At 74.6% G+C, this 20,276-nt stretch carries 14 protein-coding genes and 1 pseudogene; 9 read left to right on the forward strand and 6 right to left on the reverse strand.

What is annotated here, in order from left to right; all coding sequences use genetic code 11:
- Nucleotides 1-261: 261 nt before the first annotated feature.
- Nucleotides 262-1,164 (reverse strand): LysR family transcriptional regulator, encoded by a 903-nt coding sequence (locus ACZ7JZ_RS14155; protein ID WP_470937918.1) that lies wholly within the window; start codon nt 1,162-1,164, stop codon nt 262-264.
- An 80-nt stretch (nt 1,165-1,244) separates the two neighbouring features.
- Between ACZ7JZ_RS14155 and ACZ7JZ_RS14160 the strand changes: the two genes are divergently transcribed.
- Nucleotides 1,245-2,231, forward strand: a complete 987-nt coding sequence (locus ACZ7JZ_RS14160; protein ID WP_470937921.1) for a DMT family transporter — start codon at nt 1,245-1,247, stop codon at nt 2,229-2,231.
- A gap of 134 nt (nt 2,232-2,365) precedes the next feature.
- On the opposite strand, the gene ACZ7JZ_RS14165 is transcribed toward ACZ7JZ_RS14160, so the two are convergent.
- Nucleotides 2,366-3,019 (reverse strand): phosphotransferase, encoded by a 654-nt coding sequence (locus ACZ7JZ_RS14165; protein ID WP_470937924.1) that lies wholly within the window; start codon nt 3,017-3,019, stop codon nt 2,366-2,368.
- Nucleotides 3,020-3,168: 149 nt separating this feature from the next.
- On the opposite strand from ACZ7JZ_RS14165, the gene ACZ7JZ_RS14170 reads away from it, so the two are divergent.
- Nucleotides 3,169-3,711 (forward strand): DUF6882 domain-containing protein, encoded by a 543-nt coding sequence (locus ACZ7JZ_RS14170; RefSeq protein ID WP_470937927.1) that lies wholly within the window; start codon nt 3,169-3,171, stop codon nt 3,709-3,711.
- A gap of 31 nt (nt 3,712-3,742) precedes the next feature.
- Here the strand turns inward: ACZ7JZ_RS14170 and ACZ7JZ_RS14175 are convergent, their stop codons facing one another.
- Nucleotides 3,743-4,531, reverse strand: coding sequence for a PIG-L deacetylase family protein (locus ACZ7JZ_RS14175; RefSeq protein ID WP_470937930.1), 789 nt, complete (start codon nt 4,529-4,531; stop codon nt 3,743-3,745).
- Nucleotides 4,532-4,829: 298 nt separating this feature from the next.
- Between ACZ7JZ_RS14175 and ACZ7JZ_RS14180 the strand changes: the two genes are divergently transcribed.
- From ACZ7JZ_RS14180 to ACZ7JZ_RS14195, 4 genes are all read left to right on the forward strand, one after another.
- A complete protein-coding gene (locus ACZ7JZ_RS14180) occupies nt 4,830-7,382 on the forward strand; it encodes a discoidin domain-containing protein (RefSeq protein ID WP_470937933.1) in 2,553 nt (850 codons plus the stop codon).
- A gap of 278 nt (nt 7,383-7,660) precedes the next feature.
- On the forward strand, nt 7,661-10,915 hold the full coding sequence (locus tag ACZ7JZ_RS14185; protein ID WP_470937936.1) for an RICIN domain-containing protein: 3,255 nt from the start codon (nt 7,661-7,663) through the stop codon (nt 10,913-10,915).
- A gap of 180 nt (nt 10,916-11,095) precedes the next feature.
- Entirely contained in the window at nt 11,096-14,824 is a 3,729-nt protein-coding gene (locus ACZ7JZ_RS14190) for a protein kinase domain-containing protein (protein ID WP_470937939.1), read from the forward strand.
- Between the two features lie 294 nt (nt 14,825-15,118).
- Nucleotides 15,119-15,571 (forward strand): RICIN domain-containing protein, encoded by a 453-nt coding sequence (locus ACZ7JZ_RS14195; RefSeq protein WP_470937942.1) that lies wholly within the window; start codon nt 15,119-15,121, stop codon nt 15,569-15,571.
- A gap of 21 nt (nt 15,572-15,592) precedes the next feature.
- Here ACZ7JZ_RS14195 and ACZ7JZ_RS14200 read toward each other — a convergent pair whose 3' ends face one another.
- Nucleotides 15,593-16,021, reverse strand: coding sequence for a helix-turn-helix domain-containing protein (locus tag ACZ7JZ_RS14200; RefSeq protein ID WP_470937945.1), 429 nt, complete (start codon nt 16,019-16,021; stop codon nt 15,593-15,595).
- A gap of 385 nt (nt 16,022-16,406) precedes the next feature.
- On the opposite strand from ACZ7JZ_RS14200, the pseudogene ACZ7JZ_RS14205 reads away from it, so the two are divergent.
- Nucleotides 16,407-17,117, forward strand: a pseudogene (locus ACZ7JZ_RS14205) (hypothetical protein); the annotation flags it as partial.
- Between the two features lie 60 nt (nt 17,118-17,177).
- Here ACZ7JZ_RS14205 and ACZ7JZ_RS14210 read toward each other — a convergent pair.
- Both ACZ7JZ_RS14210 and ACZ7JZ_RS14215 read right to left on the reverse strand, forming a co-directional pair.
- Nucleotides 17,178-17,753: a Dps family protein gene (locus ACZ7JZ_RS14210; protein ID WP_470937948.1), complete on the reverse strand. Its 576-nt coding sequence runs from the start codon at nt 17,751-17,753 to the stop codon at nt 17,178-17,180.
- Nucleotides 17,754-17,866: 113 nt separating this feature from the next.
- Nucleotides 17,867-18,796, reverse strand: coding sequence for an AraC family transcriptional regulator (locus ACZ7JZ_RS14215; RefSeq protein WP_470937951.1), 930 nt, complete (start codon nt 18,794-18,796; stop codon nt 17,867-17,869).
- 110 nt (nt 18,797-18,906) lie between these two features.
- On the opposite strand from ACZ7JZ_RS14215, the gene ACZ7JZ_RS14220 reads away from it, so the two are divergent.
- Both ACZ7JZ_RS14220 and ACZ7JZ_RS14225 read left to right on the forward strand, forming a co-directional pair.
- Nucleotides 18,907-19,629: an NAD(P)H oxidoreductase gene (locus tag ACZ7JZ_RS14220; protein WP_470937954.1), complete on the forward strand. Its 723-nt coding sequence runs from the start codon at nt 18,907-18,909 to the stop codon at nt 19,627-19,629.
- 141 nt (nt 19,630-19,770) lie between these two features.
- On the forward strand, nt 19,771-20,187 hold the full coding sequence (locus tag ACZ7JZ_RS14225) for an ATP-binding protein (protein WP_470937957.1): 417 nt from the start codon (nt 19,771-19,773) through the stop codon (nt 20,185-20,187).
- Nucleotides 20,188-20,276: the final 89 nt, after the last annotated feature.

Genomic DNA, 20,276 nt, shown 5'->3' on the forward strand with positions numbered 1-20,276 from the left:
ACTTTTTTGATGCGGACATTGTGGAGAAACTCCCACCCCCACCCGGGGCACCCCCCCCCGTCGTCGCCGGCTGCCGGCCCCCCCCCCCCCCTGCGCCGGTTCACCCGGCGGGGGTCAGGCCGTCGGCAGGGTGACGTGGACGCGCCATTCGCCGTCCTGCGGGCCTATGGAGGCCGTTCCGCCGAGGCCGGAAATCCTCCGAGCGGAGGAGGCCGCCGGGGCGGGGGCTCAGGCACCGCCCCGGGGCCATGCGCCGCGAGGTCAGGGCGGGCTGCTGATGGCGGCGGCGGTGGCCCGCAGTTCCGTGAGGACGGTTTGTACGGCCGCACGCGCCGTGCGCTCGGGGCGGTGGAGGGCGTCGATGTGGCGGCGGGCGTGGACGCCGGTCAGGGGTCTGAGCGCGACCTGCGGGTGCGGGCGGGCGGTCCAGCGGGGGAGGAGGGCGATGCCGCCGCCTGCCGCGACGAGTTCGGCCGCCACGGCGAACTCGTTGATGCGGTGCGCCAGGTGCAGGTGGCGTCCGGCCGCGGCGGCGATGGCCTCGATGGTGGCCAGGAGCGGGAAGCCGTCGTGGGTGGTGATCCACGGCTCGTCGGACACGTCGGCGGCCGTCAGTCCGGCCTTCGCCGCCAGGGGGTGCCCGGCGGGGAGCGCGACGTCGAGGGGCTCGTGGAGCAGGGGCGTCACCGTCACGGACCCCGGCCACGGCGGGGCGTGGTCGAGGCGGTGGGCGAGGACGATGTCGTACGAGCGGGTCAGCCGCGGGAACTCGCTCTGGGGGACGTCCTGGTCGGTGAGGGCGATCCGGGGCGCCGCGGGGGCGCTGAACGCGCGCAGCAGGCGGGGCCCGAAGGCCGAGGCCGCGCTGTGGAAGGCGGCCACCGACACCGTGCCGCCGGTGTGGCCGAGGAACGCGTCGACGCTGCGGCGGGCCCTCGCCAGGGCGACCTCGACCTCGACGGCGGCGCCGGCCAGCGCCTGCCCGGCGGGCGTGAGCACGAGCCGCCTGCCGTCGCGCTCGGTGAGGGGTACGGGGATCGTGCGCTGGAGCAGCCGCAGCTGCTGCGAGACCGCGGAGGGGGTGACCCTCAGCGCCTCGGCGGCGGCGGTGACGCTGCCCAGTTCGCCCACTTCCCGCAGGACCCGCAGCTGCCTCTCGTCCATCCCGACAGTGTAGTGCTGCTAAAAGATCGATTGACTAGTTGGCTCTTGGCTTCAATGTGCTGGTCGGGCATGGTGGCCGCATGCCCACAACCCGCCGCACCGATCTGGTGCTCCTGCTCGTCGCCCTCGTCTGGGGGTCCAGCTACCTCACCGCGAAGTCGGCCACCGGCGTCCTCCCGGTCCTGGTGGTGCTCTTCGCCCGCTACCTGCTCTCCGCACTGGCGATGCTGCCCCCCGTCCTGGTGGCGGCCCGCGGGAAGGGCGCGCCCTGGACCCGCGAGGAGATCGGGGTGGGCGCGGTCCTGGGCGTGACCCAGGCGGCCGTCCTGGTGCTGGAGACGTACGGGGTGGCGCGCACCAGCGCCGCGAACGCGGGCCTGCTGATCAGCCTGACCCTCGTCATCACCCCGCTGCTGGACCGCGCGGGCGGCCGCGGCGGGCTGCCGCCCCGCTTCTACCTGGCGGCGGGCCTGTGCGTGGCGGCCGTGGCCCTGCTGACGGCCGGTCACGGCCTGCGCGCCCCCGGGGCCGGCGACCTGCTGATCCTGGCCGCCGCCGTGGTCCGGGCCGGGCACGTCGTGCTCGTGGGCCGGCTCACCGCCGGGCGCCCGGTGCGCGCCGTGCAGCTGACGTCCGTACAGATGACCGTGGGAGCGGTCCTGTGCCTGGTGCCCGCCGCGGGGGAACTGCCGACCCTGGCCCACGCGTCGGCCGCCACGTGGAGCCAGCTCCTCTATCTGGCCCTGTTCTGCAGCGTGTTCGCCTTCCTCGCCCAGACCTGGGCCATCCAGCGGACCTCGGCCGGCCGGGCCAGCCTCCTGCTGGGCACCGAGCCCGTCTGGGCCGCGGCCGTCGGCATCGGCCTGGCGGGCGAGCGCTTCACCCTCCTCGCCGCCCTGGGCGCGTCCCTCATGGTCGCGGGCACCTACTGGGGCCAGGCCATCGAACGCGCCCACCGCAGCGGCACCGGCGGCCCCGCCCCCGACGGTCCCGCACCCGGCGGGCGGCGGGGGGCGGAGGACCGCGGAGCCGTCGCGGGCCTGCCGGAGCGGGCCGCGGCCACCTGAGCTCCGGCGGCGGCACGGCGCCCGGCCGGACCCCGGCCGCACGTACCGCGGCGTCCGGCGCCGCGCAGGTGCGGGCCGGAGGAGGGGCCGTACGGGCCCCCGTACCGGTACGGGGGCCCGTACCGGTACGGGCCTCAGGGGTGGCGCCGCCGGAGCGCGTCCACCAGACCCCTCTCGGCTGCGGTGAGGTGGGGGTCGTCCAGCTGCCGCCGGACGGCCGCGGGCATCCCGGCGCGCCAGTCGGTCCCGCAGGTGCGGCCCATCGACCGCAGGAAGGCTGCGATCAGCAGGCGCTCGTGGCGGCGCAGCACGAGTCCGCGGAGGATGACGACGGTCATCGCCGCATCGAGCGGGGCGGGGCCCGTGCGGCAGGTGGTCCAGTCGATGACCCGCGGCCCGCGGTCCGTGAGGACCACGTTCTCCGGGTGCAGGTCGAGGTGCAGGACGCGGGAGCCGTCCCCGCCGCCCGGGAGCCGGGGCAGCCAGCCGGGGTCCGGGAGGGCGTGCAGGTCCCGGTGCAGCCGGCCCAGCAGCGCGCCGTAGGCCGGCGCCCGCCACGGCCGGCGGCGCAGCGCCTCGGCCATGGTCGGCCCGTGCAGCCGCTCCATGACCAGGTCCGGGCCCTCGGCCCCGTGCACCCGGGGCACCGGGTACCCCTGCCCGGCCAGCCACTCCAGCAGCCGCGCCTCGTCGGCGGCGGGTTCCCGCCCGTCCCGGAACCTCCGCAGCACCCGGGTCCCGTCCAGCGCGAACACCTCCGCCTCGCGCCCCTGTCCGATCCGCTCCACTCCCGTACCCCCCGATAGCGGCCCTCCGTGCCGGTCCATGATCGGCTACGGCGTCCACCGCGCGGAAGGGGCGGCCCGCACCGGCCCGCTCCCGGCCGCCCGTGGAGCGGGTCCGCCGACGGGCCGCCGGGGTCTGGCAGACTCCAGGCATGGGGATCTTCAAACGGGACAAAAAATCCAAGAGCGCCGGTCAGGGCGATGAGCCGGCCGATCTGGGCACGCTGCTGCTCCAGGGCGAGGACATGATCGAGCGGTTGGGCCACGCCCACATGTCCTGGGGCCTGGGATCGGCCGACCGCTGGGACCTCGACCAGGAGGCCGGCACCATCACCTGGACCTTCCCCGACAGGACCGCGACCGCGCCCGCCCAGCTCCTCGGCAGCTTCAGCCCCGCCTCGGGCTCCTGGCTCTGGGCCTGGGCCAACAAGGGCGTCCTACCCGGGATGAGCCGCGACGCCCGGCGGTTCCGGGACTGGGCGCAGGCCAACGGGCACCCGGGCCTCGCCGGGCCCCGGGCCGACGCCGACGAGCAGACCGCGTCGACGCTCGCGGCCCTGGCCGTACGGGTCACCGGGGCGACCGGGTACTACAGGGCGCCGTCCGGCGACTCCTTCGTCGTCGTCACCTTCGGGCCGGTCACCCTGACCCGCGAGGACGGCACCGTCTCGACCTTCGGCGTCGAAACCGCCTAGCGGCGGCGGCCACCCCGGCCGCACCGCGAGACTACTGCTCCCAGGGCGGCTTCCCCTCGAACGCCAGCTGGTGCACGTCGAAGAGCACCGCCGCCTCGACCCCGAGCGCGGGACCGCCCATCCGCGCCGCCCAGGTCAGGAACGGCCGGGGTTCGAAGCTCCCTGCCCCCAGCCCCCTGGTGTACTCGACGTGGGCGGACAGCGAGGCGATGCCGCGCTCCAGCGGTTCCCCGGTGACGTCGACGGCGTGGGTGGGGCGCTCGGGGCCGGCGGCGCAGACGAAGCGGACGCCGCCCCAGGGTTCGAGGCCCTCGTCGGCCAGCTCGGGGAAGATCCAGCGGTTGCCCGCGTCCCGCGCGGCGTCCAGGGCCGCGAGGCCCACGGCCCGGTGGTCGGCCTGGTTGGTGACTCCGGCGATCATGCGGACGGTGAAGGCTCCCGTCACCACCACCTCGGGCCGGTGTCGCCGGATCGCGCGCACGATGTCGCGCCGCAGGCCGATCCCGTACTCGACCACGCCGTCGCGGTGGTCGAGGAACTCGACCGTGTCCACGCCGACTTCACGGGCCCCGGCCCGCTCCTCCGCCTCGCGCAGCGGCCCGGCCGCGGCGGGCGGCATCCCGTCGATGCCCGCCTCCCCGCGGGTGGCCAGCAGGTACGTCACCCGCTTCCCCTGGGCGGTCCAGCGGGCGACGGCCGAGGCCGCCCCGTACTCGATGTCGTCCGGATGCGCGGCCACGGCCAGGCAGCGCTCCCAGTCCTCCGGAAGCGGCGGCAGGCCCTGCGGGCCGGAGGGGCCCGCTTCCTCTCGCGGTGTCATGCACCGATAGTGGCGGCCCCCGCCCGCCGGCCCCCAGAGGCGCGCGGGGCCGGGCCGGTGCGCGCCGCAGCGCCGCGGGGCGCGGGGTGAAGGGCGCGTGCGGGGCGCGCGTACGGAGACAACGCGGCACACCTCGCCCCGATCCGGCCAACTACCCTGCCACTCCGCTGCCATCCGGTTGAGGTGATCTGTACCGGCTGCTGTTCTGGGGGCCGTTGCCGTCCGCGGACCGCCGTCCGCGGACCGCCGTCCGCGGGCACCCGTCCGTCCGGTCAGCCAGTCCCTCCAGGAGGTTCGGTTGCAGCACCGACGCATACGCGCCCTCACCCGCGCGTTACGCCGCTCGCCCTGGCTCATCGCCCTGGCCCTCGGTTCGCTGCTCGTCGGCGCCACCCCCTGGCTCGGCGTGGCGGGCACCGGGCCGGGCGGCAGCCGCCCGGGTCCCCCGCCGGCGGCCGGGGCCTTCGCGCAGCAGCCGGCGCAGCAGTCGCCGCACCACCGGGTGGCCCCGGCGAACGCGATGGAGCCGACCGCCCCCGTCCTCGACCGGACCGGGTGGACCGCCGCGGCCAGCGACGAGGAGACCGCCGGCGAGAACGGCCGCGCCGCGAACGTCCTCGACGGCAGCGCCGCCACGATCTGGCACAGCAGGTGGACGGGCACCCCGGCCCCGCTGCCGCACACCCTCACCCTCGACATGCACCGCACCGCGGTCGTCTCGGCGCTCGTGTACCAGCCCCGCTCCGGCGGGGCCAACGGGCGGGTCGGCGAGTACCGCATCCACCTGAGCGCCGACGGGCAGGACTGGGGGAGCCCGGTCGCCACCGGCACCCTCGCGGACGACGCCTCCGCCAAGACCCTCGGATTCGCCCCGCAGGGCGCCCGCTTCGTCCGGCTCACCGCCGTCACCGAGGCCGGCAACCGCGGCCCGTGGACCTCCGCCGCGGAGCTCAACCTGCTCGGCGACCCCGGCACCCCGGCCGCCACCGTCGACCTGCCCCGCACCGGCTGGACGGCCGCGGCGAGCGACGAGGAGACCGCCTCGGAGGACGGCCGTGCCGCGCACGTCCTGGACGGCGACCCGGCCACGATCTGGCACAGCAGGTGGTCCGGCACCCCGGCCCCGCTGCCGCACACCCTCACCGTAGACATGCACCGCACGGCGGCCGTCTCCGCCCTCGTCTACCAGCCCCGCACCAACGGCCCCAACGGGCGCGCGGGCGCGTACACCGTCACCACCAGCACCGACGGCGCCGCCTTCGGCGCCCCGGTCGCCGCGGGCACCTGGCGCGACGACGACACCGTGAAGACCGCGACGTTCACCCGTACCGTGGACGCCCGCTACGTCCGCCTGACCGTGACCGGTGAGGCCGGCGGCCGCGGACCCTGGGCCTCCGCCGCCGAGATCCGCCTGAGCGGACCGGCCTCCCCGGCCGTCCACGGCTCCTGGGACCGGATCACCGGCTTCCCCCTGGTGCCCGTCGCCACCGCCGTCCTGCCCGGCGACAAGCTCCTCGCCTGGTCGGCGTACGCCGTCGACCGCTTCGGCGGCAGCAGCGGCTACACCCAGACGGCCGTCCTGGACCTCAGGACCGGCCGGGTCACCCAGCGCCGCATCGACAACACCGGCCACGACATGTTCTGCCCGGGGATAGCCATGCTCGCCGACGGCCGGGTCCTGGTCACCGGCGGCAGCAACGCCGACAAGGCGAGCATCTACGACCCGGCCGCCGACGCCTGGTCCACGACCACCCGCATGAACACCGCCCGCGGCTACCAGGCCATGACCCTGCTCTCCACCGGCGAGGCCTTCGTCCTGGGCGGCTCCTGGAGCGGGGCCGCGGGCGACAAGGGCGGCGAGGTCTGGTCCCCGGACACCCGCACCTGGCGCTCCCTGCCCGGCGTCCCCGCCGCCCCGGCCCTGACGGCCGACCCGGCCGGCGCCTACCGCGCCGACAACCACATGTGGCTGTACGGGACTTCGGGCGGCAGGGTGCTCCAGCTCGGACCGAGCCGGCAGATGAACTGGATCACGACCACGGGCAGCGGCAGCATCACCCCGGCCGGCCCCCGCGCCGACAGCCAGGACGCGATGACCGGCAACGCCGTCGCGTACGACACCGGGAAGCTGCTCACCCTCGGCGGCTCACCCGCGTACGAGAACGCGCCCGCCACCCGGCGCGCGTACACCGTCACCGTCGACGGCACCGCGGTCCGGGCCGCGCGTACGGGCGACATGCGCCACGCCCGTGCCTTCGGCAACAGCGTGGTGCTGCCCGACGGGAAGGTCGCCGTCTTCGGCGGACAGGCCTACCCCGTGCCCTTCAGCGACGCCACCTCGGTGCTGACCCCCGAGCTGTGGGACCCGGCGACCGGGACCTTCAGCCCGCTCGCCACCATGGCCGTACCGCGCAACTACCACAGCGTGGCGAACCTGCTGCCCGACGGGCGGGTCTTCTCCGGCGGGGGAGGCCTGTGCGGGGACTGCGCCACCAACCACCCCGACGGGGCCGTGTTCACCCCGCCGTACCTGCTCCACGCCGACGGCTCGCCCAAACCGCGGCCCGTGATCACCGGCGGCGTCCCGCCGCGCGCCACGGCCGGCAGCGCGCTGACCGTCACCACCGGGGGCCCGGTCGCCTCCTTCGTCCTGATGCGGGCCGCGGCCGCGACCCACTCCACGGACAACGACCAGCGGCGCGTGCCCCTCGTCTCGGCACCCGTGGGCACCGGCGCGTACACGGTGTCCCTCCCGGCCGACAAGGGCGTGGTCCTGCCGGGCACGTACATGCTCTTCGCCCTGGACGCCCAGGGCGTGCCGAGCACCGCCCGTTTCATCACCGTCTCCTGACAGCGGGGCGGCCGCGCGGACCCGGTGCACAGCGGACACCGGGCCCGCGCGGACCGCCCGATCGGCGGCTACGACTGGTGTGCTCGTTCCCGGTTTGGGGGATTTCCGTCCGGTTCGGGTATGGAAAGAGCCTGGCGAGCCGGGCCCCGCCCGGGGACCGGCAGAAGTGCCGGGCCCTAGTTCTGCCGGTGGAACTGCCTGTTCCGCTGCCGCAGGGTCGGGTTGGGTGGGGTCGGCGTCCGTACCCCCGCCGTCCCCGAGAGAGAGTGCCTCCTCCCATGTTCAACAGAGATCGCCGCGGTATGCGGCTGGTCTTCGCAGCCGTGGCCGGGCTCACGGCCGCGCTGATCGCGTCCGTACTCCCGGGGACAGCGGTCGCCGCCCCCGGGCCGCCGAACCGGCTCGGGCCGGTCCAGATCCAGAACGCCCTGAACGGTCTCGCCGTGGACGCCGAGGCCGGGGACATGGAGGAGGGCCGCAAGATCCTCCAGTTCACGTACGGCGGCCGGCACGGGCAGCAGTGGTGGTTCGAGGCCGCGACCGGCTCCTCGTACTACCTCAAGAGCAACGTCAACGGCGCCTACTGCATCGGCCTCGACGGCACGCTCGCCGTCCTGAAGCTGTGCGGCGCCGACGGTACGACCTGGGAGTTCGACCAGGTCCAGGCCGACACCTACCTGCTGAAGACGTCCGGCGCCGACCTGTACCTCACCTCCTCCACCACCGCGGGCGGCAAGACCAACAGCGGGGTCCAGCTCGCCCTCAGCACCCGCGCCGACGCCGACTCCGGCCGCGGCCGCTGGCGCCTGACCGACCTGGTGCTGGAGGAGTACACCCCGCCGGCCGACCCGCGTCTCGACCAGGCGACGTTCCTCACCTCCCACAACGCCTTCAACTCCTACGGCGACGGCTACTCCTTCCCCAACCAGTCCCGCAGCATGGCCACCCAGCTCAAGGAGGGCGTCCGCGGCATGATGCTGGACGTCTACGACGACGGCGAGCCCGGGGACCCGCTGCGCATGTGCCACGGCACCTGCGTGGTCGGCGGCAACCGGGTCTTCCAGGACGGACTGGCCGACATCGTCACGTTCCTGCAGGGGGACGCGGACGCTGTCGTCACCGTCTTCATCGAGGACAGGGTCGCCGACCGGGCGAAGATGGCCCGCGAGATGGCCGCCATACCCGGCCTGAAGGACCTGGTCTTCGACCCCGTCGAGCAGAAGGTGGCCACCCACGGCTGGCCGACGCTCTCGCAGATGAAGGGCCTGGGCAAGCGGCTGCTGGTCTTCTCGGACAGCAGTGACCTCCCCGAGGTCGGAGTCCGCCTCCAGCGCGACTGGACGGTCGAGAACTACTGGAGCATGGGCGGCCTCGCGGGCAACAAGGACTGCTACACCCGCTGGGACGAGATCCCGCTCACGCGGCAGGAGCCCGGCTTCAACCGGCTGTTCGTGATGAACCAGTTCCGCGACGTCCCCACCGTCATCACCGCCGCCATCGACAACGGCGACTCCCTGGTCGACCGGGCCCTGAACATCTGCGGTCCGGCCGCCCGCAAGACCCCCAACTACGTCGCCGTCGACTTCTACGAGCTGCCCCTCGGCGGCTCCACCCACCGCGCCATCGAGACCATCGGCCGCCACCGGTACACCGCCGAGGCCGCCGCGAACCCGAACCCGCCCTCGCAGATCCTGAGCGCCTACAACCGCAAGGCGCAGCTGCCCGGCATGCCGAACTGGTCGGCCGCCGGATACCGCGGCGGCAGCCCGCTGCCCGGCGAGGCGCAGTACACCGGTGACGAGGCCTGCCGCATCACCCCGGAGGAGCTCGACGGCACCTACGGCGTCAAGCCGGACGACGAGGCCGACGACTCCGCCGGCCTCCAGCGGGCCATCGACGACATCCGCACCCGGTGCGGGGGCGCCGCGCAGTTCGAGCGGCTGTCGCTGATCACCCTGCCCGCCGGAAAGCTGAACGTCAGCCGCCAGATCTCCGTGGACGCCAGCTACCTGACCATCCGCGGCCAGGGCGGCGACCCCGCCCGGCCCGGCGGCACCCGGATCGTGTTCCGCCCCGACGACAGCACCAAGTACGACACCCTCACCTCCGACGGCAGCCGCTGGGACCAGGACGCCATGTCCTACGGTTCGGGCGCGGACACCGGCAAGGGCGGCTGGATCTGGCCCGGCCGCGGCCTGTTCCGCGTCTCGACCCGCGAGGTCGCCCCCCGGTACGCGGACGAGCTGGCCGCGGCCCCCGCCAACCGCAAGGACCTCTTCGAGGGCTCGGTCAACCAGCACTGGGCCTCGGGCGTGAAGCTGCGGACCTCCGCGGCCGCGCCGGGCTTCTCCGCCAAGGAGGGCGACCGCGTCGTCCACCTCGACGCCAAGGCCGACCCGGCCCGCTTCCCCCTCGGCGGCCACGTGTGGGTGGGCGCCGCGAACAGCCGCAAGTTCTACGCCCTGCAGAGCGCCACGGACGAGGGCCGGTTCGAGAACCTGCACATGCGCCAGCAGGTCTTCCGCATCAGCTCCGTCGACGCGGCGAACCGCACGCTGACCCTGGACAAGCCGCTGGAGTTCGACCTCCCGGTGGACTCCACCTCGGACGGCTCCGCCGCGATCGACGGCACCGTCTACCCCAGCAAGGTCACCCCGCTGAAGATGGTGGTCGGCGTCGGGTTCGAGAACTTCTCCTTCACCCAGGACATGCCCGGGATGACCCCGGAGCAGGCCCGGCACAACTACGGCAACCTGGCCCCGGCGTACGCCATGCACGGCCTGGTCTTCAAGTGGGCCGCCGACTCCTGGGCCCGTGGCGTGCGCGCGGAGATGACCGGGTCGCACCCGATCGTCACCGAGGTCGCCAAGAACCTCCAGTTCGAGCGCAACCACCTCGACGGCGCCTGGAACAAGGGCAAGGGCGGCAACGGCTACTTCCGCGGCAGCCGCGTCTGGGACTCCCTGTACGCCTTCAACACCACCCGCAACCTGCGGCACTTCACCTTCCAGTGGTCGGCCTCCAACAACGTCGTCTACGGCAACGACTTCGACTCCGACCTGAACCTGCACGGCGGCTGGGAGCGCCGCAACCTCTTCGAGAACAACACCGTGCGCGTGCCGTACGAGCACTACTCGGGCAACTGCACCGCCCGCTGCGGCGGCGAGGGCGGCGAGGTCGAGTCCGGCACCTGGTACCCGATCTGGTGGGCCGCAGGCGCCAAGGCGCTCAAGTGGTCCGGCTCCTCCGGCCCGCAGAACGTCTTCGTCAACAACAGCCTGTCCAAGCAGCTCACCAAGGGCGGCCCGTACACGGACTACCTGCCGTACGGCAGGATTCCGGCCGACGAACAGCCCGTCTACCAGTTCGGCTCCGCGCCCGGCGACCCCTCCCGCTTCCAGCACCTGACGCAGGGCGGCAGCCCGATCGCCGACTGGAGCGGCCGCGAGACCGCCGACTTCAGGGCGGGTGGGGGCGTCGACTCCACCCACACCGCACCGCTCACCTCGGTGTTCCTGAGGAACGCGGGCTGAGGACGGCCTATTGAGAAGGACGCGCTGAGAAGGACGCGCTGAGAAGGACGCGCTGAGGGGCGGCCCGGGCAGACGACTGCCCGGGCCGCCCGCTGTCCCCGCTCCCCGGCCTGGCCCGGCCCCTCGAACGCCGGTGGTCCGCGCAGTACCATCTGCGGCACGGCGACGGAGGGGGCACCGTTGGGTACGGCGCTGTTACCGGAGGATCCCGAGCGGATCGGCGGCTACTGGCTCGCGGCGCGGCTGGGCGCGGGCGGCCAGGGGGTCGTGTACGAGGCCTACGACGGCGCCGGAGCCCGCGTGGCGCTGAAGGTGCTCCACGCATCCGCCGAACCGTTCGTGCGCGAGAGGTTCGGGCGCGAGGCCGGTGCGGCCCGGCGGGTGGCGCCCTTCTGCACGGCCCGGATCCTCGCGGTGTCCGCGGACGGGGACGTGCCCCACATCGTCAGCGAGTACATCCCCGGGCCGACCCTGGCCGCGTCCGTACGCAGCGGCGGGACGTTACGCGAGGACCTGCTGCTGCGGCTGGCCACCGGCATGGCCACGGCCCTGACCGCCATCCACGGCGCGGGCGTGATCCACCGGGACCTCAAGCCCGGCAACGTGCTCATGGGCCCGGACGGGCCGCGCATCATCGACTTCGGCATCGCCCGCGCCCCCGACATGTCGCTCACGGCGACCGGTGCCGTGCTGGGCACCCTCGGCTACATGGCCCCCGAGGTACTGGCCGGCCGGCGGGCCACCGGGGCCGCCGACATCTTCGCCTGGGCGGCCGTCGTCCTCTACGCGGCCACCGGATCCGAGCCCTTCCGCGGGGAGAACCTGGGCGAGGTGGCCTACCGGACCACCTCCGTGGACCCCGACCTGTCCGCCCTGCCCCCCGCCCTGCGCCCCCTCGTGGCCACGGCCCTCGCCAAGGACCCCCGGGTACGGCCCACCGCGCGGGACCTGCTTCTCAGCCTGCTCGGCGAGGACACCGCGACGGGCGGGGACGGCGGACCGGACGGGGACACCGGACGCTCCGGGGACGGCGGCCGGGGCGGGGAAGCCGGCCGCTCCCGGGACGCCGGGCTGCTGGCCGCCGGGGCGGCATCCGCCGACGCCGCGCCCGCCACCCCGGCGGCCGACACCGTGCCGCCGCTCGGCGAACGCGCCGAATCGGCCTTCACCACCCTGCCCGCCGACGCCCAGCTCGCCGCCCGTGAGCTGCTGCTGCGGCTCGTCGTACCCGGCGGAGCCCCCGACGGCTCGCAGGACTCCGTACGCACCGCGGGCCCGGCCGAGCTGTTCGAGGGCAGGCCGGACAGCGAGCGGCGGGCCGTGGCCCGGGCCACCGGGGCCCTGCACGCCTGCGGCGCCCTCACCCTCGCAGCCGACGGCGCCGTCCAGCCGGTCAGCGCCGCCCTGCCGCCCGCCTGGCGGCGGCTGCACGACTGGGTGCAGGCCGACCGGGCGGGCATCGCGACCCGGCTGCGCCTGACGCACGCGACCCTCCAGTGGGAGGCGGACGGCCGCAGGACCGACGACCTGCCGCAGGGCAGCGAACTGCGCAGGCTGCGGGACTGGCTGGAGCCCGGAACCTCCCCGTGGCTGCGCCCCAATCCGCCGGAGTCGGCCTGCCTGGAGGCGGCCCGCGCGCACGCCGCCCGCGGCGCCCGCAACCGCCGCCGCCTGCTCTACGGCCTCGCCGGCGCCACCGTCCTCGCCCTGCTCGCCGGCGGACTGGCCTACGTGGAGAACCGCGAGGCGGAGCGCCGCAAGGCGGAGGCGACGGCGCGCGCCGTCGCCCAGGCCGCGGAGAGCCTGCGCGGCGCCGACCCGCAGACCGCCCGCCTGCTCGGACTCGCCGCCTGGCGCATCGCCCGCGTCCCCGAGGCCCGTGCCGCCCTCGCCTCGGCCGCCACCCAGCTCGAGTCCGAGGTCGTGCGGCTGCCGCCCTTCATCGACGGCGACGAGGCGCGCCGGATCCTCGCGCCCAGCGGCCTGAGCCTGCTGACCAGCGTGCCGTCCGGCAGTACGGTCACCGGCCTGTCCGCAGCCGAGCGGGGGCGCACCCTCCTGGCACTCGACGCGGGTACGACGGCCGGCGGATGGGAGGCGGCGAGCAGCCCCGACGGCCGCCTCCTGGTCGTCCGCAGGCCCGACGGCACGGTGCAGGTCGTCCACACCCGCGGCGGCCGGCCCGCCGGAGCGCCGTTCACCCCGCCGGGCGGCTGGTCGGTGTCCGGGCTCGACAACCGCGGCCAGGTCGTCCTCGGCCCGAGGGACCGGCAGTCCGGACAGGAGTCCCGGCTGCTGGACTCCGCGGGCCGAACGATCCTCCCGGACTTCACCGGCGCGGTCAGCCCCGACGGCCGGCACCTCGTCCGCTGCACCCCGGGGGACTCCTTCGGTGTCTGGCGGATCGAGCCCGGCGGCGGGCTGCGGCAGGTCTACAGCGCGCCGGGGGACGCCGCCCTGGGGAGCGGTGCGGACCCCGGTGCCCGGGGCTGCAGTACGGGCATGTTCCGGTTCAGCTCCGACGGCAGCCGCATGGCGGCCGTGTCCGGCAGCACGGCCGAGGTCTTCGACCTGGTCGCGCTCCGCCCGGCGGGCCGCGTCCCCCACGGCGACGACAGCCTGGTCTTCAGCTCCCACGGCCGCTACATGGTCCGCGAGAACGAGGCGGGCGACATCGAGGTGTGGACCCCCGCCGCACACGACGGCACGACGGACGAAGGACCGCTGGTCACCGTCCGCGGACGGGGCATCAAGTACGCGAACCGCCCCACGTACTTCGATGCGACGGCCCTCGACGAGAAGACCCGCTCCCTGCGCTACCTGCGCTTCGGGGAGGACACGGTGCACACCCTCGACCTGGCCCGCGCCCTGTCCGCCGGGCCCCCGACGAACAACGGCCTCAGCACCGCCGCGGTATCCCCCGACGGCACGGTTGCCGTGCTGCGCGAGGGCCGGTTCGACAGCATGCTCACCCTGACGGACCTGCGGACGGGCAAGCCCCTGGGGCCGCGGATACCCCAGCACGCCGTCGAGGCGCAGGAGGGCGACGTCCACCGCAGCGCGCTCTCCGCACGCGGCCGGATCCTGGCCTACACCGACCTCACCCCGGCCACCCGCATCCGGGTCGCCGTACGCGACACCGGGCGCGGGCGCGAGCTGCGCAGCTTCCCCATCGCCGAGAACCACCTCGTGGAGGCCCTGTCCCTCTCCCCTGACGGGCGCTTCCTCGCCGCCCAGGTGAGGCTCGCGGGCGTCCCCACGGGCGACGGCGGCACCCTGTACGTCTGGGACGTGGCCCGGGGCCGGGAGCTGCGCCGCTTCAAGGGCCTCGACGGGTACGCCGGATACGGCCGGTTCAGCCCGGACGGCAGCCTCCTCGTCACCACCTCGGGCCAGGCCCTGGACACCCGTACCGGCACCGCACGCGAGCGCCTGTTCGGCACGGAGGCCGCCCTGGACCTCGCCTTCTCACCCGACGGCCGCCTCCTGGCCGTATCCAAGGAGTCCGGCTTCGTCGAACTCCGCGACGGCGCCGACGGCTCCCTCCTGGCCACCATGCCCAGCAGCGTGGTCCTCGGCGCCCCCGCCTTCGGCCGCAGCCTGGGACGGCTCGCCTTCTCCTCCGACGCGAAACTGCTCGCCGCCACGGTGGGCGGCGACACCGTCCAGCTCTGGGACGTACCCGCCCGGATCCGCCTGGGCGGACCGCTGGACCTGAGCGGCCGCCCCGTCGAAGCCCTGGCCTTCGACGGGGCCGTCCTGCACACGCTGTCCGGCAGCGGCAGGCACGCCCTGGACCTCGCCCCGGAGCACCTCGCCGCAGCGGTGTGCAGCCGGACGGGCCGGTACATGACCGCCGGGCAGTGGCGCGCGTACATCCCGGACGCGCCGTACCGCAGGCTCTGCTGACCTCTGCCGCGCCCGGCCGGGCGCGTGGACCGCGGCGCGTGTCGTGTCGCGTAGGGCCCTGTCCGCGGCGCGCGCGACCCTCGGCCGACCGGCCCCCGAGCCCTAACGTCAGGGCTGTCCTCGTGGGGGCCGCAGAGACCGGGCGCGCAGCCGTGGGCCGCGGCCGCCCGCCCCCCCCGTACGAAGCCCAGGTACCTCTACACGACCACCGATACGGGCCGTGCGCATTCCGCGGGAGACGCGGGATGTGCACGGGCACGACCGGCAGCAGCCTTCACCTAGGAGGTCGACCCCATGCGCAAGACCTACGCCCTCGCCGCGACCGTCGCGATGATCGCGGCCCTCGCAGCCGCCCCCGGCGCGGCGGCGGCCACGGTGGACGAGACCCCCGTCCCCGGCCTGACGAGGATCGACCCCGCGACGCTGAACACCGCCGGACCGTTCGCCGCGAACTCCCTCACCCTCGACAAGGAGCTCCGCAACCTGAAGGACATGGGGCGTTGCCTGGACGACAGCGCCGCGTACGGGCTGCGGGCGCACGGATGCAGTGACGCCAGCTATGCCAACGGCTACCAGCAGTGGGAGGTCAAGGACGCCGCGCGGAGCGCCGACGGCCGGACGCAGTGGGCGTCGCTGAGGAACATAGCCACCGGAAAGTGCCTGGACTACAGCGCCGCCAACGGCCTGCGCCTGCACACGTGCAGCTGGACGGCGTTCTCGAACGGCTACCAGGGGTGGAACTGGTAGCAGCGGTGCCCCGCGGCGGGTTCAGGAACGGGCCCCGGGCTCTTCCCGGCCCCCGGCCGCTGCCCGGCGCAGGTCGGTGCTGGTGTGCCCGGTCCACCGGCGGATCGCCCGCCGCATCGCGCGGACATCGGTGTAGCCGCCCTGCTGCGCGACCGAGGTGAGCGTCAGGTCGGTCGTGCGGAGCATCCGCAGGACCCGGGTGCGGCGCGCGGCCTCGAGCTCCGCGCTCCACGTGGTCCCGGCGGCTTCCAGCCGCCGTTGGAGGGTACGGGTGCTGATCGCCATGCGCTGCGCCACCGTGCGCAGGGCGGGGCCGGCGGGGCCCTCCGCCCCGAGGGCGAGCCGGAACTCGTCGATCCAGCTGTACAGCGGGACGGCCTGGTCCAGGTAGCGCTCGGCATGGGTCCGCAGCAGGGCCGACAGCCCCGGCTGGGCGTGCGGGTAGGGCACCCGCAGCTCGGCGGAGCGGAAGGTGATCGAGCTGATCGGTGCGCCGAACTCGACGGCCCCGGTGCCGTACAGCTCGACCAGGCCCGGTGGCTGCGGGGGGCCTCGGCGGCCAGTGCGACGTGGACGGGGACGAGGGTGCGCCGCATCGCCTCCCCGATCCGCTGCTGGATGATGCCGAGGCCGAACGAGCGGATCGAGGACGCCGTGTCGTACGCGAGCTCGGCGCCGTTCGCGTGGCTCACGGTGACGTGCTCGCCGTCGTCCGCGACCAGAAGGCGCTCGGTCCACGCGTCGCTGATCGTGGCGACGTAGTGCGCGGCGTCCCGGATCCCCTGGAGCGGTGTCGGGGCGGAGGTGAGGAGGTAGTCCCAGACGCCGAAGGTGCCCAGCCATCGACAGGGCGGCCCGCGAGGGGGACCCGCGGGCCGTGGCCTTCCCCCGCCCGCTGACCCGCCCCGGCGACGACCCGTACGCCTTCTCCTTCTCCGGGCTCAAGACGGCCGCGGCCCGCTGGGTGGAGCAGCACCGGCTGCGCGGCGAGGAGGTGCCGGTGGCGGCCCGGGCCATGTACACCGACGCGGTGGCCAGCGGCCCGGACGTCACCGCCGCCCGCGCCGCCGAGATATACTCCGCGGGCCTGGCGGGCGCGCCGCAGTCCCCGATGCTGCACAGCGGCCTCGACCGGGCCGCGTACCGCCTGCTGCGGGGGACGCGGTGGCTCGCGCTGGTCTGCCTCGCGGCTGCGGGGACGATGGCCGACCTCTTCGCCACCTCCAAGGACCCCGTCCTGCGCGAGCTGCCCGTACCGCTCGGCAACCGCCTCTGGGTCCTGGCGGTCATGGCGGCGGTCTGGGGCTTCGGAGCCCTGCTGCGCTACCGCCGGATGCCCACCGGGGTGCAGCTCACCGTCCGCTCGCTCGTACGCCGGGGCCGCTGGGCCCGGATCGTGGTGGCACAGGCTGCGCTGACCCTGCTGTGCGCGGTGCTGATATCCCAGGTCCCGTGGACGGAGCGGGGCGTGCCGCAGATCCTCTTCTTCACCGGCCTGGCGGCATCGCTCTCGACGATGGCGTACGACCGCAGGAAGACCGGGTGACCAGGTGACCGGGTGACTGCCCGCCCCGGCAGCGGCTGCCGGGGCGGGAACCGGGCGGGGTCAGGAGGGGTCCGGGGCCTGGGAGGCCTGCCCGGCCGCCTGCTGGAGGGTGTGCGCCCCCTCGGTGCTCAGCCGGCCGCCCCCGCTCTCCAGGTGCGCCCGTACGAACCACTGGAACTGCTCCAGCTTCGCCAGCTGCCCGATCAGCATGTCCTGTGTGACCAGGTCCAGTTCGTCGGTGGCCTTCATCGCGAGCCGGTGGTCCTCGATGACCCCCGTGTACACCAGGTCGAGGGCGCCCAGGTGGGCGACCGCGTCGGCACGGCCCACGTCGTAGTCGTCCCAGGTCCGCTCGGCGACCAGGACGCCCGGGGTGCCCACGGGCACGCCGCCCAGTGCGGCGATCCGCTCCGCGGTGGTGTCGGCCATCTCGCGGACGGCGTCCACCTGCGGGTCCAGCATCTCGTGGACGGCGATGAAGTGCGGGCCGACGACGTTCCAATGGACGTGCTTGAGCGTGAGCGCCAGATCGTTCAGGGCGTGCAGCCGGCCCCGCAGGAGGTCCGTGACCTGCTGGGCGTCCTGCCGGTGCAGGCCGGGGACGGTGTACGGGGCGGACTGCTCGGATGCGGTCATGACGTGCTTCCTCCTCGTCGGACGTCGGGCATTCAGAGACGCGCCTGCCCCGAACCCGGGATCGCACACCAGCAAGGGGAGTTCCCGTGTGCACCGCCCGCCGCGGCCGGTCCTCAGGCCGCCGTGGTGCGGAAGGTGCTCGGGCTGACGCCCTTGTGGCGTTTGAAGGCGGCGCTGAAGCCGAACGCGTCCGCGTAGCCCACGGACTTGGCGATCTGGGCGATGCTGAGGTCGGTCTCGGACAGCAGGGCCTCGGCGTCGTCCATGCGGCACTCGGTGAGGTAGGCGAGGGGCGGGCGGCCCATCAGTTCCGTGAAGCGCCGGGCGAACAGGGCCCGGGAGACACCGGACTGGGCGGCCAGCGAGGCGACCGTCCAGCTGTCGGCGGGGCGCCCGTGGAAGGCGTGCAGGGCGGGTGCGAGGACCGGGTCGGCGAGGCCCCGGTACCAGCCGGGCGCGTCGGCGCCCGCCCGGTCGAACCAGGTGCGCAGCGTGCAGACCAGGGCCCAGTCGAGGAGCCGGTCCATCAGCGCCTGGGAGCCCGCGGAGAGCCGGGCGGCGTCGGCGGCCGAGTTCTCCAGCCAGGCGCAGGTCTCGGCGTCCTCGGTGATGACGAGGACGGGCGGCAGGGCGCGCAGGAGCCGTTCGTGCCGGTGTCCGGAGGCGCGGTAGGCGCCCATGATCAGGGCGGTGGCCCCCTCCGGGCCGGTGCCCCAGTGGATGCCGCCGAGCTCCCGGCCCCCGCACGGGGCGTCCCCGGTGAAGCAGTTGACCTCGTACGCGGTGTGGGGGCGGTCGACGGTGGCGGGCCGGTCCGCGAGGCGGAACCGTGCGGGGCCCCGGACGATCGCCGTGTCGCCCGCGGCGACCGCCCGCGCGGTGCCGTCGGACAGCAGCAGCGTGCCGCCGCCGCGCAGCACGCTGACCAGGGTGAGCGGGGCGGCGTCGGCGAAGGTGATGCTCCAGGGCGCCGTGAGGACGGCGTGGCTGACGACCGAGCCCTCGGCCCGGATGCCGTTCAGGAGTGAACTCAGAGGATCCACAAGGGAATCGTAGACGATCTCCTATGCCACGGAGAGTTTCTCCCATGGATCATCTACGGCGCTGCGGCTGTACTGGAACCACTGCACAGGACGAGCCCTCAGGAGACACCGTGCCGCAGCACAGCCCCGCCAGCACCGCCGGCAGCAGCCACCGCGACGACGGCCGCGCGGCGAAGACGGCCCTCGTGGTCCTCGCGCACCACCGCGGCGACTCCCTCACCGCCCACACCGCCCGCCGCTCGGCGGCCCGGCTGGAGGCCGCCGGGTACCGCGTCGACCTCCTCGACCTGCACGCCGAGGGGTTCGACCCGCGGATGAACGAGCAGGACCAGCCGGACTGGGGCAACCGCGAGAAGCCGTACTCGGACGAGACGCACGCCCACATGCGGCGGATCCTCGACGCCGAGCTCGTCGTCGCCGTCTTCCCGGTGTACTGGATGAGCGTGCCCGCCGTCCTCAAGGGGTGGATCGACCGTGTGTGGAACTACGGGTTCGCCTACGGCCGCAGCAGGCCCCGCCTGGCGGGCAAGCGGATGCTGTGGCTGGGCCTGGCCGGGGCGACCTCCGACGACCCCCTCGCGGAGACCATGCAGACCACCCTCGAAACCAACCTGAGCGAGGGCATCGCCTACTACTGCGGATTCTCCCGCTCCACCGTGGGCCTGCTCCTGGACGCGGAGGAGCGGCCGCAGCGCATCGACGCCGAGGGGAACCTCCTGGTCGGCGAGGCGGTCACCGGCGCCAGGCGGGAGGCGAAGTACGCCGACTTCGACCGCAGGGCGGACAAGCACGTGGACGAGTTCCTCGCGGACGGCCTCGTCGCGGCGCCCTGACGGCCGGGGACCGCCGGACCGGCCCCCCGCGGCCGGACGGACCGGTTCGGCGGGCAGGCAGGGCCGCCCAGGCCTGCCCCGCGCGTACGCCGGAATGCGGCCCGCCGGTTACCGGACGGGAAGCGGGGGCAATCGCGCCACATGGAAGAGCGGACCCTTTCGTCGCGGATTCTGCCGGACCCCCTGCACGGGGGGTTCAGCTGCGCCGCGGGCAGGGAGGCCGCCCGCAGTGTCCTGGAGGGCTTCGACGTGGCCCCGGTCGACGTGGACAACGTCCTGACCGTCGTGTCCGAGATGATCTCCAACGCCACCCGCCACGCCGGGGGCGCCACCGCCTTCCAGATCACCGTCCGGCCCGGCACGGTCACCGTGGAGGTGTCCGACGGCTCGGCCGAACCGCCCAGGATCCAGACCTGGGCGCCGGACTCCCCGGGCGGTTTCGGGTGGCGTCTGGTCAACCAGCTCGCGACGACGCACGTGGACGTCCACCACGGCGGCAAGACCGTGGTGGCGACGCTCACCACCGGCCCTCGAACGGGCGGTTTCGGCAGTGCGTGAGCGGGGGGTGGTTTGGTTCCGCGGAATCGGGGCAGACGCCGCCCGCGACGCCGAGCTGCCGGCGCGCCGGTCCCGCGGGGCCGTGTCCG

The organism is Streptomyces sp. NPDC038213 (assembly GCF_055600495.1).